Raw genomic sequence first — 18,048 nt, 5'->3', positions numbered from 1 at the left:
ATTTTAAGAATTAAACAAGGTGAACGAAAAAGCAATATAGCGAAATCAGTTCATCTTGCGCAAATGAAATGCTCGTGCGATGCACGATGTCATTAAACATTTGCACCAAGACTTTGCTTGGTGATAATAGCGTTTTGGACCCACCTGACCCCATGCCGAACTCAGAAGTGAAACGAAACAGCGTCGATGATAGTGTGGCATTTGCCATGTGAAAGTAGAACATCGCCAGGCTCCTAATTAAGTGAAAAGCCCATCCAATCGGATGGGCTTTTTGCGTTTTGGGGTTGTAGGTCGTGATAAGCGTAGCGCCATCCGACGTTTAAGAGAGTCCCTCAGCGGTAGTTAAACTGGCTCACTTCACCTTGCGCAAAGGAAACGCTCTCACTGCGTTCGTTGTCGTTAACCCTTTGCACGATAATTCACCTTGCGCAAAAGGAATGTCAGCGCTGCGCGCTTTGTCATTAAACTTTTGCACGATACTCACCTTGCGCAAAAAGAGCGTAAGCACTTCGTGTGTTGTCATTACTTTTCAGCAGCTATTGTCAATTCAGTTTTTATACAGTTGGCGACATACTCGTTGTAATAATTTTTATCTCGCCATAACTTTTCAACGCCATTATCAAACACGGAAACCAAAAAGCGATTTTGCTTATTTATTAATAAGTATCCTTGTTTGATAAATGCAGGCTTCTCTTGGTAGGTGAGCTGCTTTTGCTGCGCAATGGTGAGAGACTGAGCATAGGAGGCTTTAGTTTGCTCCGTGAGAATCGCAATATCGGCTCTGCCTCGCAATAGATATGGTAGGTTTTTGGTGGTGTAGGTGGCGTTAACAACACTAACATCGTAATCTTTAACTGCTTGTAGTAACTCCTCAGGGTACGTGAGGCCTTGATTTAATATCAGTCTATGTGGCGATAAATCTTTATAGCTTTCATATACAAAGTCTAGGCTTTTCAAATGATAGAAACGGCTTACCTCTTCTGTTATGGGTTGCTTCGTGTAGATATAATCTTGTGCTCTTTTCTCACTAAAATACCAGTAAGCGCTGCCAGCAAACTCTTTCTTCATTCCTTCTTGGTAAGCTCTTTCCCAAGGCATAAAAACAAATCGGACTTTTAAATCTGATAGAGCAAAAGCATCGCGGATCAATTTCGCGACGCAACCTTGATCTCTGCGAGATTGATCCATATAAGGCGGCCATTGACCTGTGCTAATATGAAGCGTCTTTGATAAACTTTGTGCTGTGCATATTGATGCGCTCAGCGTAAAACAGAAATACGCAAATAAACGTAACACAGTCATTCTTCTCGAAGGTATATTTTATAATTTAATAATAGTCACTTTATGATTTTAAGGAAATAAGGCGGTCATTTCCTATGGAAACATTCAACAATATATTGGAGCGGGCGAGTAAGAGAAAGGGCGGTGAAAGCAACGTACTGTCTTTACTTAGTGAGCCAAAGACATCAACACAGCTAGCCAAACTCAGTGATTCTAAGTGGCTGGAAGAATTCACGCGTAAAGTGTTTCAAAGCGGTTTCTACTGGAGTGTAATAAACGCGAAATGGGATGGTTTTCGAGAAGTTTTCTGGGATTTTGACGCGGACAAACTGCTAATGATGTCTCCTGATATGCTAGAGCAAAGAGCACGAGATGAGCGGATCGTACGAAATTATAAAAAGGTAATGACGATACCTGCGAACTGTTTAATGATCCACGAAACTGCGCTAGCTCACGGTTCCTTTGCTCAGTTTGTAGCTATGTGGCCCTGTGATGATATCGTTGGCCTGTGGCTTTATTTGAAAAAGCATGGGGCTAGATTGGGAGGAAATACAGGTCCATTCGCTTTGAGGGCGATGGGAAAAGATACCTTTCTTTTATCTAGGGACGTTGAAGCATACCTTAGGTCTCATGAAATTATTGATGGTGGCTCGCATAGTAAGAAGTCACTACTTGCCACGCAGGCGTTTTTCAATACGTTAGTTGAACAAAGTGGCTGGACTTTGCAGTCTTTAAGCCAATTAATCGCATTAAGTGTAGGAGATAACAACATATCAGCAGGTCAAATAGCATGAGTTTTTATCAAAGATATAGTGGCTTAGGCAATAAGTTCTGTGTCTCAGATACGCCAATGATGGCACGCGATAATCAGTCTTTTAAACCAGAGTTATTGCTGTGGAATGAGAGGGTATCGACAGAGTTAGCGATTCCATTAGAGAAGCCTTCAGCACACAGCTATTTAAGTGGTCAACTTCCGCTTCCTGGCGTTGATGCTGTTGCACTGGCCTATAGTGGACATCAGTTTGGTCATTTTAATCCTACTTTAGGGGATGGTCGTGCTCATCTGATAGGCTGCTTTGATGATGCTCAGGGCCAACCGTATGACTTGCAGATTAAAGGCTCTGGTGCTACTCCTTTCTCCAGAGGAGGGGATGGCTTATGCGCACTGGGCCCAGCAGTGAGAGAGTTTGTAATGAGTCAGGCTCTGAGTGCGTTGAATGTACCAACGACGGAGTGTCTAGCCGTGGTAACGACGGGTCAGCAAGTTTATCGTAATGGAGCATTACCAGGTGCCATTATATGCCGAGTGGCAAGTAGCCATATCCGTGTTGGTTCGTTTCAATTTCTGGCGCTGCATGAGGACTTGGCAGGACTCAAGTCTCTTATGGAGTTAGCAATTAAGCGCTATTTTACTGAGATTAAAGAACAAGGTGATGAGCGTATCGTCGCTTTTCTAAAAGCTGTATGTAAAAAGCAAGTAACCTTGATTGTACATTGGCTTAGAGTTGGTTTCATTCATGGTGTTATGAATACCGACAATACCTTAGTGGGAGGAGAGACTATAGACTATGGGCCGTGCGCGATGCTTGAAGCGTTCGACTTTGAAATGGTTTATAGCTCTATAGATAAACACGGTCGTTATGCATTTGGGCAACAACCCAATATAGCCAGTTGGAACTGTGCGCGTTTGGCTGAATCATTACTTCCTTTGTTTAGTGTTGAGCAGTCAAAAGCAGTAGCAATGTTTAGCGAGGTTTTGGCTGAGTTTTCAAAAGATTTTAACCTTGCATATCAGAATATGTGGGCACAAAAGCTGGGCTTGCTAGACTGGCGAGATACGGATGCAGCACTACTGTCAGAGTTACTTACCCTACTAAACAGCGAACATCTTGATTATACAAATACATTTGCTGCGCTGAGCAATTCGCTATTGGAGTTGCCCTATAGTTGCTTTGTTATACCTGATGCCTTGCAATCTTGGTATCAAAAATGGCAAACCCGAGTTGCTGAATACGACCGCGAGCACATTGCACAATTGATGTGCTCCATGAACCCAGCGATAATTCCTCGTAATGCTTTGGTGGAGCAGATAATTAGCGATTATTACCAGCACAATGATAGCAGTTTATTGAAAGAGTGGTTGCCATTATTACAGCATCCCTATCGATATCAGGAATATGAACACCGCTATTTGGCTGCAACTACGGATGCATATTATAAAACCTTTTGTGGTACGTAATTTAACTGGACTGAAAATGACTGAAACATTGACATGGCAAGGAATAAAGCAGCAGGTATTAGCACATAAAAAGCCACTTGTTATCGCACATATTATTGCATTGCTTGCGGCTTTAGTAAGTGTTCCCATTCCCTTGATGATGCCATTATTAGTTGACGAAGTATTATTAGAAACGCCAGGCCCTGCCATTGAGTTTCTGAACAATACTCTTCCCACAGCTTGGCACAATAGCGCTGCGTATATCGTAGTGATCTTAATGTGCGTAGTATGTATGCGCTTGGGGGCACTCGTACTAGGCGTAATTCAATCAAGGCAGTTTACTTTTATTGGTAAAGATATCAGCCTGAATATTCGTGAAAGATTACTGCGCCACTTGCCACGTGTTCAACTCAAAGAGTATGAGACACAAGGCGCAGCTGCAATTAGCTCTCGCTGTATTACCGATGTAGAAACGCTAGATACATTCATCAGCCAAACATTGTCTCGGTTTTTAATCGGTTTACTGACTATAATTGGTACAGCCGTTGTATTACTTTGGATTGACCTGACTCTAGGGCTGGTTATTTTGCTATTGAACCCAGCGGTGATCTATTTTTCTCGCCAGTTTGGTAAGCGGGTGAAAGATCTTAAAAAAGATGAGAATGCGGCCTTTGAAGCATTTCAAGCTGCTTTAGTAGAAACGTTAGACGCAATATCGCAGTTAAAAGCAGTACGAAGAGAAACTGCCTATTTCGACTATGTTCGTAAAACGGCGGTTGATCTTAAACACTATGCCGTACAGTCACAGTGGAAAACGGATGCAGTGAATCGCTTAAGCTTTACGGTATTTTTACTAGGCTTTGAAGTGTTTCGTGCCGTTGCGATGTTAATGGTTGTGTTTGCAGATCTCACTGTTGGGCAGATATTCGCTGTGTTTGGCTATTTGTGGTTTATGATGGGGCCTGTGCAAGAACTGCTTGGAATACAGTATGCTTACTATGGGGCGTCGGCGGCCCTGCAAAGATTAAATCAGGTTTTCGCTTTTCAAACAGAAGCTCCTGCACCGCTCAAGGAGAGTAAGGTATTTGAACAACAAAGCATTGATATTGAATTTAAAGATGTCAGTTTTGCGTATCAACCCGAGCTTCCGGTATTACAGAATATCTCATTGCAGATCCCCGCAGGTAAAAAAGTCGCGGTTGTGGCCGTATCGGGAGGGGGCAAGTCCACTCTTGTGCAACTGCTGCTTGGGCTTTACGAAAAACAATCAGGCAGCATAGAAATTGCAGGCACTTCAGTTGAAGAGATTGGATATCAGGCAATTAGAGAAAATATTGCCACAGTTTTGCAGCAACCTATTCTATTTAATAGTAGTATTCGAGATAATTTATCACTAGGTAAAATTCATCGTGATGAACAACTTTGGCAGGCTTTAAAAGTGGCTGAGTTAGATGAAACTATTCGGCACATAGATGGGCAGCTTGATGCTCTTGTTGGCCGCAATGGGATCCGCCTTTCAGGTGGACAAAAGCAACGCTTAGCGATTGCTAGAATGGTACTAGCGGATCCTAAAGTTGTTATTCTTGATGAAGCAACATCGGCATTAGATATTGATACAGAAGCAAAAATTCATAAAAACTTAAAAGTCTTTTTGCAAAACAAAACGACGTTGATAATTGCTCACAGGCTTAGTGCTATAAAGCAAGCTGATTTGATATATGTACTTGATGATGGGCATATTTCTCAAGTTGGAGATCACAACAGTTTGCTTGGCCAGACGGGCTTGTATCAAACACTATTCGGGCATCAGTTGTAGTAGGTGGCAGCTAAATAAGATGTTGTTAAGTAAAAATTAATATATAGCCTAGTATTATAAGGCTAAACTCATGAGCTATCTGTGCTCACTTGGTATTTAAGGACGGGACGAAATAATGAAATTTAAATCTATTAGCTTAGCAGTTGCAGCTCTGATTGCAGCGTCGGCAGCAAATGCAAATGAGCAAAAAGAGGGGGTCTACTTCGGCGTATTTGGCGATTATTATAATTCCAAATGGAATAATATTCGTGACGCAGCAGGTGTTGATGTTGATGACTCCACAGGCTGGGGTGCGGAAATTGGTTACCGCTTCAACAACAACTGGAGTGGCCGTTTAGAATATGCTGATATGGACTTTGATCTGTCTGGAGCAAGTACTGGTTCAATTGACGGCGACCGTTTTGGTATAGATGCACTTTATCACTTTGACGACAGCCCTTTTTACGGTCTTGTTGGTTTAAAATCAATTGATGTCTATGACAACCTCACGTTTGCAAACGTAGGTGCAGGTTACCGCCACTACTTCAACAATAATTTCTTTGTTAATGCAGAAGCTGCTGTATATCAAGGTTTGGACCGTGGCTATACAGATATCGGTGCTAAATTGGGTATCAACTACTTCTTTGGTTCAAGTAAGCCTGTTAAGAAGGTAGAACCTGCTCCAGCTCCGTCACAACCAGTTGCAGTGGATAGTGACAAAGATGGTGTTATGGATGCTGACGATCGTTGTGCAAATACGCCAATGTCAGATGCAGTTGATAGCACTGGTTGCACCAAATATGAAGAGCGTCAGGTCTCTGTAAACTTGTTGGTGCGTTTCCCACATGATGCAGCCAAAGTTAAACAACAATACTTTGATGATATTGCAGAAGTTGCGGCTTTCTTGAAAGAGCATGAGTCGGCGACGGTGGTGCTTGAAGGTCATGCTTCAGCGGTTGGCGATGCAAAATATAACCAAACGCTATCAGAAAAACGCGCTAAAGCCGTAGCTAAGCAGCTAATGGATGATGGTATCGCTGCGGATCGTATTTCTACTATTGGTTATGGTGAAGAGCGTCTGAAAAATACCGCCAATACCAAGGAAGCCAATGCACAAAACCGTAGAGTGGAAGCGACAATCACTTCTTCTGAGCGTGTAAAAGTGCAGCGCCAATAAAATTATATTCGTAACAACAAAAAAGGCCCGCTGTATGCGGGCCTTTTTTGTTTTTTCTGGGCCGTTTTCAATGACATTATGCAAATGCACACTCTGTAAATGTGAAAAGTGCATTGGTTTGGTAAAGCACAGTCACGCGTGTACCAAGAGGAACACTATCAGATAGATGCTCTGTGATTTCAAAACATAATTGGTGATCATCAAAGCTCAATAGTTTGGCTGCATCAAAACCAAAAAACCTTTTTACACTGGGGTAAAGTGCCTTATAAATACTTTCTTTGGCAGAAAAAACCACCGTCAGGGGGGATGAAAGATGTTGGCCGAGTGCTTTGAATGCCTCTGCTTCAAACGGATGTAAAATTTGTGCCTGTAGCCTTTGTTCCTGCTCATTTGGCATCAATGTTTCTATGTCTATTCCTAAGCCTCTTAGGCTGTTCGAATTTGTAACCATTGCCATAGCAATGCCTTGGGTATGACTTATGCTTCCTATAATACCCTCGGGCCATACCGGTGCGCGGTCTTCACCGCTGTCAATCTCAAATCCGGTGACTGATATTTTTGCCAACGCTTGTTTAGCGCATATCCGGCCTGCTAAATATTCAACCCGGCGCTTTGGAACCGCATTTTGCAGCTTTTGAGACATGACAATATTGTGAGATAGAAAATCACTTTGGTGAAAAGCCTCAGTGCTAAATGTGCAGCAGTGATAAGGGTAATTTAGCTGTGGTGTGAATGGATTAGTTGTCTGATATTGCATATAAAATCTAGTTGTCCAAGCGCTCTAGTCGTACTTTACCACAGCAAACGAAGAAAACTAATCTTGGATAAGCGTTCATTTTGCTCTTTGGGTAGCTGCAATACATGGTACTTCGGGCAATATGACGTAATTATCTTTGTTGGGATAATAGAGAACACACTTGCCGTCACGTAGCTGTAGTTCAAAGCGTGTGACAACGATATTGTGTGAACCCAAGAGGGGATCGAGTGGCTGCTGGGTTACGCGAGATTCGAGCAACAATGTACTGCTATTCATAAATACGTTATCTGATATTTTTGGTTGCACACCCCCTTTTAGTCTTACGATTGCTCTTTGGATATCGGCTTTTATTGCCGGTGTGGTGCTCTGTATTATCGCAGCTTGCGGGCCTACTGGTTGGCTGTGTTTACAGCCAACCAGAGAAAGACACAGCAGGATAGCATTTATGAGCTTATTTCTCATTCTGCGCTCTCTTTATGGGAAAGACATGCATACCATTACGCAGTGGATGTGAAGGAACATCAATGGCGGGACCCTGCAGAATATACTCTGATGCTTGTGTCAAACGTTGCTGGGTTACAGGTGGACAGTGTCCTGTCTCAATATAATTTAGTGCAGCTGAAAATAATGCTTCTTCATTGGCGCCTAGTGCGTGTTCAAAGTCATCTGCAACAGTACATCCCGAGACCCGACTTGATAGCCCCTGTTCGCCACTATTTTGCGCAGCAGGAACGGGTGTGAAACCGTCGGTATAGTCACCGAATCCTTTGGCATTTTCATTTCTAAACTGAATGGTATAGTAAACTTCACCACAGTTTGGAGTAGGTGCAAAGCCAAATGGTTTACCGCAAGTTTTTGAACCAATAAGCACGATGTCGATATCAATACCTTGTAAGCCATTAATGATAAGTTCACTTGCTGAGCAGGTCCCCTCGGTGGTTAGTATATACACCCGGCTAAGCTCTGGGCTTGGCAAAACTTCATCTGTATATACTCTTTCGCCCCAGTCGATCGCTCGGGCAGAGAATTTTACGTCATAGTTGTCAGCATTGCGCTTGTCGTTGTATATAGTCTGACTAAACACTCGTCCTGTATCAGGCGCGTTGGCGAGTGTATTTGCGCTGCCAGCGATCATATAGCCCAATTGTGCAGCCATACTCACTAACCCGCCACCGTTATAGCGAAGGTCCAATACAAGCTCGTCTATGTTGCTGTCTTCAAACATGTGGAAGGCATTTATCAGAGGACGTTGGCCTGCAGAGATAAACTGATTGAATTGTACATACCCTATATTGCGGCCGTTGATGGTTTGTACATGTGCATTTTGGACAGGGGTTGTTTCTATATCTTGTGCAGTGAGTTCAATATTAAACTGTTCCTCGAAACCCGATTCGGCATCGACACGGATAAATTTAAACACATGCGTCGTTCCTAAACTCGGTTGCAGCCCAGCATTGATGGTTGCTATTGAGGTTGAGTCTGTGGCGTCAATATCTACACCATCGACCTCAATAAGCTTATCCCCTCGTTTAAGACCTGCAAGCTCTGCTGGCGAGTTATCTTGTGTATAGGCGACGCGTACTAACCTAGGTGGAGTTCGATTAATAATTGCCCAGCGAGCACCGTAGCCAGCTACGACACCAGACTGAGCTTCTTTAATATAGTCTTCATAACTTTCAGAGAAATGAAAGTCATCTTTGGCTTTCCCTGATGGGGTGGTTGCTGAGGTTTTAAGTATATTGAAGTATGCAGCAATGGAGTCAAAAGTACCTGGGTTTGGGTCTGGTAATTCGTCATACCATAAATAAGTTTCATGGCTAAATGAGCGGAGCCATAATTTCTCAAGCATGGCGCTTCCCGCTTTATCTGGGTACGGTTCATTATCTTGTGGGTCAAGGCCTACTCGAGGATTAACACAGTAGTCTTTGTACTGGCTTGATGCGGGAAATACATCCGCTGTCCAGGTTTCAGAAGGGGTTGAAGGTTGTGGGTCTAATGCGGGAGAGTTATCACTACCACCTCCACCTCCACCACATCCGGTCAAAGAGATGGTCAGTAAAAGTACGGCTGCTAAATGTAAATTGCTCATGCTGTTTGCTTTTTAAGTTTGTTGGCTAAAAATTAGCAAAGCAATGTATCAAAGGCAATAAGATAGAAAAAATAAGTACCTATATTGAGGATGATAACCATCTGCGGTGTACTTTTTCAGTGTTACAATCGTGGTATTCTGAACGAAGGAATTTAGTCGTAGCGAGAACGAATCCGTGTTAACGCTAGCCAGTCCTTATTTACTTGGTTACACTTGCATTTAAAGCAGCTATTACTCAATTCAATCAGTTAAGGTAAAACAGTCAATATGCCAGAAATTCAGTTTTTAAACGTCGATCTTGAGCTAGAGTCAAAGCATGACATTAGTGCCTTAGTCAATGATTTAAAGCGCAACGCTATCGTATTGCACTATGACCAGGATGAGTATCGTCAACTGGCGCGCATCGAAGCCGATGCAGAAGTCGTCAGCCCTGATAAGGCGATTAACCATCTGTGTGAATTAATTGAATCCTGCTCTAAACCAGCATTAAAACAGTGGTTGTCGTGTACGAAGCGAACATTTGATATCGGGTTTCACTCTGGTAACGAACCAAAGTGTTATTCACAAGCATTACATGTGGATACTTTGCTGCGTATTTCTGCAATTGGTGCGGGAATAGAAATAACTTTGTATCCAGTTGAGTAGAAACTCTAACTTTGTGTTTTTGATTTGCCAACAATGCCTATGTTGGCAGCACTTCCTCACTAGATAAGGCTAATACTGCCGTACACCTTCCCTTGGTTATGTTCCAAAGTCATATCAGGTTATTCAGCTTCGTACCTATAAAATTAATTTTGTTAATTTTAAATTAACAGGTTGATAATTTTTTAAATAAGTTTTATCTTCTTCTACTCAAACACGCGGATTATTGTCAGGAGTAGAATATGAATAAGTTAACAAAATTTACATTGACTGCCTTAGCAGCGATGAGCTTAAACGGTTATGCAGCAAATTCAGACCTACAGGTTCAACAAGCATTTCCTGCGTTGGATATGTTTAACCCAGCAGGTTACCAAGTTGTGGATATTAAAAAGCAACTAGCGAAACAAGTAGCGAGTCAGTTGCCAAGCATAGCAACTCCTGTCAAAGCGCAAATGAGTCAATATCGTTTACATGTCCCTCTGTCTACAGATTTAGTTTCTGCGTCTTTAGCATCTAAGATTCGCACTGCTAACAGTTATACTCGTTCTTTAAAGGGCTTATCAGAGTCTAATGAATCTATTTATCAACTACGTCTTGCCGACAGCGCAATGTTGAGTGATTGGTTGCGAGGAGAGTCTGTTTTAGTGGCATTTGCTCCTAAAGGGGATGATAAGAGCTGGGTACATATCGAAGCGTACGATGAACACGGCAAAGTGCACTTACTTGATGCTAAAAAGATGCCGCAGCAGCCAGTATTAATTGTTGAAATTGACAGCAGAAAAAGCCTGAAAGAAGGTTTGGCAGTTATGCAGCGAGAATTTAATAAGCATCGCCCAGTGTCATTATCTAAACAAGCGCAGTTCTTTGAAACGCAAAGTGACGTACAACCTATCTCTACAAGTGTGTTAAATCGAATTCGTTTAAACGATGATGAAGAGCCTTGGATTTCGGGTGCTGCGGAAGTGTATGGAGTCGTAACGGGTGTGAGCCCGAGTCGAGACGAGCCGGTACTAGATATCGTTGATATGCCATACTTAGATCATGATGGTCGTGACTATACACCAAATCAAATTATCATTCATTGGGAGCGTTATCGCTGGCAGGCGGCAGACTTGCTACTAATGGAGCAAGACGACAATACTAATTACAAAACGCTTGCCACGACTTTTCTAGACATCGTGACGCAGGTTATGCGTACGATTCCAGATCCAAATGTGCAGGGTTATGCGATTATTCCACAGCTGACCAATCAGCTTATTAAAGCTATGCCAGATTCTTGGTTTACTAATGATGATGATTATGTAGATGTTTTTTATACCTTATTTGAAGGTCAGCAATACACTGGTTACATGGGTGCCAGCGGTAATGCAAAAATCAGTTTATCTCCCTTAACCATCAACCCTAGGTGATTTCCCGTTGAGTCGGTTAGCGGCCTAAAGGATTAGGCCGCCTTTTTATTCATAAAAACTAGTTAGAAGCGAAAATTAAAAAGCCACCTTTCGGTGGCTTTTTTTTTGAATAAACCTGTTGTCTACCAGATCTGCTGAACAAACTCTGGGTGGTCTACAAACGGGTTGCGGTTGCCCTGAAATTCATAAGCAGCTTGGTTACGCGCTCGTTCAATAGCATCCACAGGATCAGTTTCATGCCAACGTTTTAGCATCGCAATGACCCAAGGTTCAAATACCTGATTGGCACTACCGTTAAGTACGGCATCGCTGTACTGCGTATTGTTTTGCCAAGTACTGATCACATCTTCATAGCGGGTTGCCATATAAAAATAGGCTCTAGCGAAGTCACCTTTAAATTGATCTATGGGTTCAAACACGGTACCTGAATAGTTCAGATTGGTTGCCGCAGAGCCTAGCTTGCTACCATTGCTAGAGGTATAGCTGGCAGTTGCAACTTCACCAAACGGGTAGTTACTACGTTTTGAATTTACATATCCATCGGTTGCGAAAATATGATGGATATCTGAGTTCATTGGCTCTATTTTTCCACCAAACCAACTTTTTGGAAATGAATGTTCACGGTTGTAGCAGTCACCTTCAACACTGTAGGTGCCGCATTGATTGGTGACGGCAACATAGTTGATTGCATCGTTACCGCTTGGTCTTTCTGAGTAACGGTCTAATACCGAGTTATCATTCTCAAAATAGTTATCGCGCTCTGACTGGTCGATAAATTGCCAAATAGCAGTGTAGCCTTGAGATTGATGATTATTAATAATGTTGTGTAACTGGCTCTTTAGGGCATAACCAGTTAAACCTGCGGCTGATGCATAGTATTGTGATGGATCGGTTGGTGTGCCACCGCCATTATCATTGCCAATTGTAAAGGTATGTTGTTGCTCGGAGGTAAAAGTGCTGCCAGAAGCTAACGTACCCTCTGGGCCGGTTAAGCTATAAGAACCATTACCATAGCTACAACACATACCATCACCATAGCTGTCCAGCACCGTGAATGTGTAACTATCATCAACAACGCATAAAGACTCGCTATGAGTGGTATTATTTGCATATCCACTGCCGCTAGCTATTGGTGTGTTGCTGCTATTGCTCAACGTCCAACTAGTCTCAGAACCGTAATTGTCAGTTGTTATAGATAGGTTGAGTTCAGTATTTTGACAGCCAGTTGGCGGAGGTGGGGTCGTTGTGGTGGTTGGTTGGAAGTCGTCAATGTATACCACTTCATTGCCATCAAAACCCGTATCGTCATAAAAGCGCAGGCCAACTGAAATTGATGTGTCGGCAGTTGCTGTGTATGAATGACTGATCTGTTGCCATTGGTTTAAAGTAAATGGGTCTGAGTAGCCGTGATAGCCATCTACCACCAAACGCGCTTTAACACCTCCTTCAGTGTGGTAAACCCAAGTACTGAAGGTATATGTTTTCCCAGCTTGTACTGCAACAAGTTGTTGTAAGTCAGTATTACTTTGGGTGCCTGTTTTGACGGTTACTTGAGCAGCCGCTTGACCTGTTTTAACAATATTACTTGTTGCGCTTAAGGCAATTCCCGAGTCGATGGTTGTCCAACTCGTTGGCTGATTTTGTTGCCAATTTTCGAAATCACCATTGCTAACTTGTGCTGCGGCATACTGGCTACAAAGGGCAGCACTTAACGCAAACGCAAGCTTTTGTTTATAGGATAGTTTCCCGTGTTTCATTTTTGATCTCTTTTATTAAAATTAATATTTTTGCTTTTATTTGAACAAAGGCCGAGCTTACTGAACCTTTGTTATTGCAATGTTAATATTAGAGTGGCTATATTTAAAGCAATTCTTTTAATCTGTTTTTGTTGGTATTTTTTGTTATTAATAACCAAAAGGAATATAAAAGCAGATCTTTGTCTTTTTGTTGTCCGCATAGATCAGTATGCTGCAGAGTATGAAATAACTTGTCGTACGTTATTATTGAGCAAGTAAAACACCAATTTAAGCAAGAGACGTTTTAGGGTTACGGGGATTATTCAATGTTGTTAAGTCAACTTAGCGCTGCGGCCAGCCCGCTTACGCAAGAGCAAGTGCAGAAATTACAAGGTTTAGTGGCAGAACTAAACCCCATCCAGCAAGCCTGGGTAAGCGGTTATTTGGCAGCCAATGCAAACTCTGCTGCTGTAGGAGTGGGCACGCAAGCGGCGGCTGTAGAGGCTGCTCCGTTAACTATTTTATATGGTTCTCAAACTGGTAATGCAAAAGCGGTTGCAAGCCAGTTAAAAGCGCAAGCAGAGTCTAGAGGCTTGAAAGTCAAGCTAGTTAACATGGCGGACTACAAAACCTCAGCGCTGAAAAAAGAGAAGTTCCTCGCAATTGCTGTATCAACTTATGGTGAGGGTGAGCCACCAGAAGATGCAGAAGCATTACATGAGTTTCTTGCAAGCAAAAAAGCACCTAAGTTAGCGGGCGTGAAAGTGGCCGTAATCGGCCTTGGTGACACAAGCTACGAATTTTTCTGTCAGACTGCCAAAGATTTTGAACAGCGTTTAACAAATTTAGGCGCAGATGTGGTTTATCAGCGTGCAGAGTTAGATGTTGATTACGAGGAGCTGGCAACGCAGTGGATTGCTGGTGCATTGGATGTATTTGAACCAGAGTTAAAATCACAGCAGGACGCTGGCACTAATGTAGTCAACATGTCTGCTTCAGTAGCGGCTACGACAAGCCTATATACCAAGCAAAACCCATTCGCTGCAGAGTTGTCGGTGGTACAAAAAATCACGGGGCGTGATTCAACGAAAGATGTGCGCCACGTTGAAATCTCTTTAGATGGTTCGGATATACGTTACTTACCAGGCGATTCGTTGGGCGTGTATTTCTTAAACGATGAAGCGCTGGTGGATGAGGTGCTTGAGTTACTCGCAATTGCTGATGATACGAAAGTGACAGTAGCGGGCGAAAGCATCACTGTGCGTGATGCATTAATTGAAAAACTGGAACTGACGCAGTCATATCCTGGTTTTGTTGAAAAGTATGCGCAGGCGACTAACAACGCACAGCTAAAAGCATTAGTTGAAGACAAAGCGGCGTTACGTGAATACATAGAAGCCAGACAAATCTTTGATGTTATCAAGCAAAATCCAGCGGCAATTGATGCGCAATCCTTAGTTGATTGCTGTCGCAAGCTGCAAGCACGTTTGTACTCAATTGCTTCCAGTCAAGCTGAAGTAGAAGATGAGGTACATTTAACTGTCGGCCTAGTTGAATTTGACGCATTTGGAGAAAAGCACTTTGGTGGTTGTTCGGGTTACTTGGCAAACCGTGCGCAAGAAGGTGCGAAAGTTAAAGTATTTAGTGAGCACAATGACAACTTCCGTTTGCCAGCAAATGACGAAACACCGGTCATCATGGTGGGCCCAGGTACAGGTATTGCGCCGTTTAGATCATTTTTACAAGAACGCGATGCGCGTGAAGCGGCTGGTGAGAATTGGTTGTTCTTTGGTAACCCGCACTTTACTCAGGACTTCCTATATCAAGTTGAAATTCAAGGGTATGTAAAATCAGGTTTACTTAACAAGGTGGACCTAGCATTTAGCCGTGACCAAGCGGAAAAAATCTATGTACAAGATCGCTTGCGTGAAAAAGGCGAAGAAGTCTTTGCATGGCTTGAAAAGGGCGCACATTTTTATGTGTGTGGAGATGCCACGCGCATGGCTAAAGATGTACATCAGGCCCTGATCGATATTATTAAAGCCCATGGTGGCAAAGATGATGAACAGGCTGAGCAGTATCTAAAAGACCTGCGTAGCCAAAACCGTTATCAAAAAGACGTGTACTAATCGGCTGTCTAAAGCATTGAAGTACATACACTGACCGTCACAGTAGAATTTTTTTAGGATAAGCCATGAGCACCGAATACAAACCAAATAGCAAACTAGACCCAAATGCTAAGTTTGCTGATAACGAACGCTTAAAAACACAAAGTAACTATTTACGTGGCACCATTGAAGCTGATCTTCAAGACCCTCTAACAGGTGGTTTTACAGCAGATAATTTCCAGCTGATCCGTTTCCATGGTATGTATCAGCAAGATGACAGAGATATTCGCCCAGAGCGCACAAAACAAAAGTTAGAGCCGCTACATAACGTAATGCTACGTGCTCGTATGCCCGGCGGCATTATTAAGCCAAGCCAATGGTTGGCGATTGATAAATTTGCTGAAGAAAAATCGATGTATGGCAGTATTCGATTAACAACACGCCAAACGTTCCAATTTCATGGTGTATTGAAGCCAAACATTAAAGAAATGCACCAAATGCTTAACAGCGTTGGTATTGACTCAATAGCGACAGCTGGGGACGTAAATCGAAATGTATTGTGTACCACCAATCCGGTTGAATCACAGTTACATCAGGAAGCTTATGAATGGGCGACCAAGATCTCTGAGCATTTATTACCACATACCAAGGCATACGCTGAAATTTGGCTCAATGGTGAAAAAACCGAGACTACTGAAGAGCCAATTTTAGGCTCTACCTACTTGCCTCGTAAGTTTAAAACTACGGTTACTATCCCACCAAATAATGAGGTGGATGTACACGCTAACGACCTAAACTTTGTTGCTATTGCAGACAACGGTAAGCTCATTGGTTTCAATGTGTTAGTAGGTGGCGGTTTGGCTATGACTCATGGCGATGTGAACACTTACCCACGCAAGGCGGATGACTTTGGGTTCATTCCACTTGAGCACACCCTAAAAATTGCTGAGCATGTTGTATCGGTACAACGGGATTGGGGTAACCGCGTAAATCGCAAAAATGCCAAAACTAAATATACGTTGGACACCTTTGGTGCAGAGGCTTTCAAAGCTGAAGTTGAGAAGCGTGCTGGCGTTGAGTTTGAACCAAGTCGCCCGTATGAATTTACGCACCGTGGTGATCGCTTTGGTTGGGTTGAGGGCATTGATGGTAAACACCACTTAACCTTATTTATCGAAAATGGTCGTATTTTGGATTATCCAGGCAAACCGTTAAAAACGGGTTGTCGAAAAATTGCAGAAATTCACCAAGGTGATTTTCGTATGACAGCCAACCAAAATTTGATCATCGCGGGTGTACCTGCGGATCAAAAAGCGCTCATCGAGCAGTTGGCACGTGAACATGGTTTGATCAACGATGCGCACTCACAGCAGCGTAAAAACTCTATGGCCTGTGTGGCATTACCAACCTGTCCGTTGGCGATGGCAGAGGCTGAACGTTACCTTCCAGAATTGGTAACTAAGGTTGAGGACTTACTGGATAAGCATGGCGTAAGTAACGACAACATTATTTTGCGTGTAGTTGGCTGTCCGAATGGTTGTGGTCGCGCGATGTTGGCGGAAGTCGGTTTGGTGGGTAAAGGGTTAGGTAAATACAATGTTTATCTAGGTGGTAACCGCGAAGGTACCCGAGTACCGAAGTTGTATTTAGAAAACGTAGGAGAAGAGGTTTACCTACCTGCGTTGGATGAGCTGATTGGCCAGTGGGTGAGCGAACGTCAAAGTGATGAATGCTTTGGGGATTTTGCTATCCGAAAGGGCATTGTAGCTGAAGTGAAAGTATCAAAAACAGACTTTCACGCGTAACTAATAAGTGAATTGGCAAGCACTTGCTTGCCATGCTGGGAATGAGAATGAGTGATTACAAACAACTCTTACAGTTAAGTGGAGAATCGCAAAAAGCGTTGTTAGCACAAGCCAATGAGCTGTTGCTACCAATGAGTCCACAACAGAGAGTAGCCTGGGCGCTGGAGCATTTACCAGATAGCGCTTTTTTATCTTCAAGCTTCGGTATTCAGGCTGCGGTGATGTTACATTTGGTGACATCTGAGCGTAATGATATCCCTGTTGTGCTGACAGACACTGGGTATTTATTTCCAGAAACCTATCAGTTTGTGGATTACTTAACAGAGCGCTTAAATTTAAATTTAAAAGTATATCGAGCCCCAATTAGCCCCGCTTGGCAAGAAGCCAAATATGGTAAGTTATGGGAGCAGGGGCAAGAGGGAATTAAGCAGTACAATACGCTTAATAAAGTTGAGCCGATGACCCGAGCCCTGAAAGATTTGAACGCGGGCACTTGGTTTAGCGGTTTACGTCGTGATCAGGCTTCTAGCCGAGCGGATAAACAAATTTTAGAGATAAGCCGAGGTACGGTTAAAGTGTATCCAATCATTGAATGGAACAACCGTGATGTTTATCAATATTTAAGCAAGTATGATTTACCTTATCACCCGTTGTGGGAGCAAGGCTACGTGTCGATGGGAGATGTGCATACAACACGAAAACTTGAACCGGGAATGAGTGAAGAAGAAACGCGTTTCTTTGGTTTAAACCGTGAGTGTGGTTTACACATTGATGGTGACGGCATTTAATTCTTCCAAGCCATGGGGAAATAAAAAAGCACAACTTAGGTTGTGCTTTTTTATTGCTTACTGAATAACCGTTATCGCTATTCTCTGTAATAACAGATATAAATACGAACATCAGGTACAAATCAAACCATGTCTAACATACTGATGGGCCACAAGTTGGTGCTTGGCAGTGACATAGTGAGTTGGTAGCTTGGTCTATTATTTCTTAGCCAGAACAAGCATGCTAGACTTTTTAGTGGGTTT

Annotated in this window: 15 protein-coding genes and 1 rRNA gene; 10 read left to right on the top strand and 6 right to left on the bottom strand. The window is 42.8% G+C overall.

Going from position 1 to position 18,048, the window contains the following annotated elements:
• Window positions 1-116: 116 nt before the first annotated feature.
• Window positions 117-231 (top strand): 5S ribosomal RNA (gene rrf, locus BIW53_RS14350).
• Between the two features lie 121 nt (window positions 232-352).
• Here the strand turns inward: rrf and BIW53_RS21225 are convergent.
• Both BIW53_RS21225 and BIW53_RS14345 read right to left on the bottom strand, forming a co-directional pair.
• Complete coding sequence (locus BIW53_RS21225) at window positions 353-475, bottom strand: hypothetical protein (protein WP_281179884.1); 123 nt, start codon at window positions 473-475, stop codon at window positions 353-355.
• 47 nt (window positions 476-522) lie between these two features.
• The gene (locus tag BIW53_RS14345) at window positions 523-1,188 is read right to left on the bottom strand and encodes a transporter substrate-binding domain-containing protein (RefSeq protein WP_245699431.1); all 666 of its coding nucleotides are present in this window, start codon (window positions 1,186-1,188) and stop codon (window positions 523-525) included.
• A gap of 188 nt (window positions 1,189-1,376) precedes the next feature.
• Here BIW53_RS14345 and BIW53_RS14340 point away from each other — a divergent pair, with 188 nt between their 5' ends.
• From BIW53_RS14340 to BIW53_RS14325, 4 genes are all read left to right on the top strand, one after another.
• Window positions 1,377-2,075, top strand: a complete 699-nt coding sequence (locus tag BIW53_RS14340; protein WP_070992696.1) for a DNA-3-methyladenine glycosylase I — start codon at window positions 1,377-1,379, stop codon at window positions 2,073-2,075.
• Window positions 2,072-3,520, top strand: coding sequence for a protein adenylyltransferase SelO (locus BIW53_RS14335; RefSeq protein WP_070992695.1), 1,449 nt, complete (start codon window positions 2,072-2,074; stop codon window positions 3,518-3,520). The genes BIW53_RS14340 and BIW53_RS14335 overlap by 4 nt, the downstream gene beginning before the upstream one ends.
• Window positions 3,521-3,536: 16 nt before the next feature.
• Window positions 3,537-5,315, top strand: a complete 1,779-nt coding sequence (locus tag BIW53_RS14330) for an ABC transporter ATP-binding protein (RefSeq protein WP_070992702.1) — start codon at window positions 3,537-3,539, stop codon at window positions 5,313-5,315.
• A 115-nt stretch (window positions 5,316-5,430) separates the two neighbouring features.
• A complete protein-coding gene (locus BIW53_RS14325) occupies window positions 5,431-6,471 on the top strand; it encodes an OmpA family protein (protein ID WP_070992694.1) in 1,041 nt (346 codons plus the stop codon).
• A gap of 76 nt (window positions 6,472-6,547) precedes the next feature.
• Here BIW53_RS14325 and BIW53_RS14320 read toward each other — a convergent pair whose 3' ends face one another.
• From BIW53_RS14320 to BIW53_RS14310, 3 genes are all read right to left on the bottom strand, one after another.
• Window positions 6,548-7,228, bottom strand: a complete 681-nt coding sequence (locus BIW53_RS14320; RefSeq protein ID WP_070992693.1) for a 4'-phosphopantetheinyl transferase family protein — start codon at window positions 7,226-7,228, stop codon at window positions 6,548-6,550.
• Window positions 7,229-7,303: 75 nt separating this feature from the next.
• Window positions 7,304-7,690 carry a hypothetical protein gene (locus tag BIW53_RS14315; protein ID WP_070992692.1) on the bottom strand — a complete coding sequence of 129 codons (387 nt, stop codon included), beginning with the start codon at window positions 7,688-7,690 and terminating at the stop codon, window positions 7,304-7,306.
• Entirely contained in the window at window positions 7,680-9,317 is a 1,638-nt protein-coding gene (locus tag BIW53_RS14310; RefSeq protein WP_070992691.1) for a S41 family peptidase, read from the bottom strand. The genes BIW53_RS14315 and BIW53_RS14310 overlap by 11 nt, the downstream gene beginning before the upstream one ends.
• A 267-nt stretch (window positions 9,318-9,584) precedes the next feature.
• Here BIW53_RS14310 and BIW53_RS14305 point away from each other — a divergent pair, with 267 nt between their 5' ends.
• The gene (locus BIW53_RS14305; protein WP_070992690.1) at window positions 9,585-9,962 is read left to right on the top strand and encodes a hypothetical protein; all 378 of its coding nucleotides are present in this window, start codon (window positions 9,585-9,587) and stop codon (window positions 9,960-9,962) included.
• Between the two features lie 239 nt (window positions 9,963-10,201).
• Complete coding sequence (locus BIW53_RS14300) at window positions 10,202-11,368, top strand: DUF3103 family protein (protein ID WP_070992689.1); 1,167 nt, start codon at window positions 10,202-10,204, stop codon at window positions 11,366-11,368.
• A gap of 122 nt (window positions 11,369-11,490) precedes the next feature.
• Here the strand turns inward: BIW53_RS14300 and BIW53_RS14295 are convergent, their stop codons facing one another.
• Window positions 11,491-13,125, bottom strand: coding sequence for an endonuclease (locus BIW53_RS14295; RefSeq protein ID WP_070992688.1), 1,635 nt, complete (start codon window positions 13,123-13,125; stop codon window positions 11,491-11,493).
• A gap of 305 nt (window positions 13,126-13,430) precedes the next feature.
• Between BIW53_RS14295 and BIW53_RS14290 the strand changes: the two genes are divergently transcribed.
• From BIW53_RS14290 to BIW53_RS14280, 3 genes are all read left to right on the top strand, one after another.
• Window positions 13,431-15,233, top strand: coding sequence for an assimilatory sulfite reductase (NADPH) flavoprotein subunit (locus tag BIW53_RS14290; protein ID WP_070992687.1), 1,803 nt, complete (start codon window positions 13,431-13,433; stop codon window positions 15,231-15,233).
• 65 nt (window positions 15,234-15,298) lie between these two features.
• On the top strand, window positions 15,299-17,017 hold the full coding sequence (gene cysI / locus BIW53_RS14285; RefSeq protein WP_070992686.1) for an assimilatory sulfite reductase (NADPH) hemoprotein subunit: 1,719 nt from the start codon (window positions 15,299-15,301) through the stop codon (window positions 17,015-17,017).
• A 47-nt stretch (window positions 17,018-17,064) separates the two neighbouring features.
• On the top strand, window positions 17,065-17,805 hold the full coding sequence (locus BIW53_RS14280) for a phosphoadenylyl-sulfate reductase (RefSeq protein WP_070992685.1): 741 nt from the start codon (window positions 17,065-17,067) through the stop codon (window positions 17,803-17,805).
• Window positions 17,806-18,048 lie beyond the last annotated feature (243 nt).

The organism is Pseudoalteromonas byunsanensis (assembly GCF_001854475.1).
GTDB lineage: Bacteria > Pseudomonadota > Gammaproteobacteria > Enterobacterales > Alteromonadaceae > Pseudoalteromonas > Pseudoalteromonas byunsanensis.
The sequence above is the reverse complement of the archived record's forward strand: the minus strand, read 5'-3'. Positions and strand labels throughout refer to the sequence as shown.

Excerpts from the sequence above, each read along its gene's own strand:
- BIW53_RS14315 (WP_070992692.1), bottom strand. The coding sequence starts at position 7,690 with ATGAGAAATAAGCTCATAAATGCTATCCTGCTGTGTCTTTCTCTGGTT.
- BIW53_RS14340 (WP_070992696.1), top strand. The coding sequence starts at position 1,377 with ATGGAAACATTCAACAATATATTGGAGCGGGCGAGTAAGAGAAAGGGC.
- BIW53_RS14310 (WP_070992691.1), bottom strand. The coding sequence starts at position 9,317 with ATGAGCAATTTACATTTAGCAGCCGTACTTTTACTGACCATCTCTTTG.
- BIW53_RS14280 (WP_070992685.1), top strand. The coding sequence starts at position 17,065 with ATGAGTGATTACAAACAACTCTTACAGTTAAGTGGAGAATCGCAAAAA.
- BIW53_RS14320 (WP_070992693.1), bottom strand. The coding sequence starts at position 7,228 with ATGCAATATCAGACAACTAATCCATTCACACCACAGCTAAATTACCCT.
- BIW53_RS14330 (WP_070992702.1), top strand. The coding sequence starts at position 3,537 with ATGACTGAAACATTGACATGGCAAGGAATAAAGCAGCAGGTATTAGCA.
- BIW53_RS14345 (WP_245699431.1), bottom strand. The coding sequence starts at position 1,188 with ATGGATCAATCTCGCAGAGATCAAGGTTGCGTCGCGAAATTGATCCGC.
- BIW53_RS14335 (WP_070992695.1), top strand. The coding sequence starts at position 2,072 with ATGAGTTTTTATCAAAGATATAGTGGCTTAGGCAATAAGTTCTGTGTC.
- cysI (WP_070992686.1), top strand. The coding sequence starts at position 15,299 with ATGAGCACCGAATACAAACCAAATAGCAAACTAGACCCAAATGCTAAG.
- BIW53_RS14300 (WP_070992689.1), top strand. The coding sequence starts at position 10,202 with ATGAATAAGTTAACAAAATTTACATTGACTGCCTTAGCAGCGATGAGC.
- BIW53_RS14295 (WP_070992688.1), bottom strand. The coding sequence starts at position 13,125 with ATGAAACACGGGAAACTATCCTATAAACAAAAGCTTGCGTTTGCGTTA.
- BIW53_RS14290 (WP_070992687.1), top strand. The coding sequence starts at position 13,431 with ATGTTGTTAAGTCAACTTAGCGCTGCGGCCAGCCCGCTTACGCAAGAG.
- BIW53_RS14325 (WP_070992694.1), top strand. The coding sequence starts at position 5,431 with ATGAAATTTAAATCTATTAGCTTAGCAGTTGCAGCTCTGATTGCAGCG.
- BIW53_RS14305 (WP_070992690.1), top strand. The coding sequence starts at position 9,585 with ATGCCAGAAATTCAGTTTTTAAACGTCGATCTTGAGCTAGAGTCAAAG.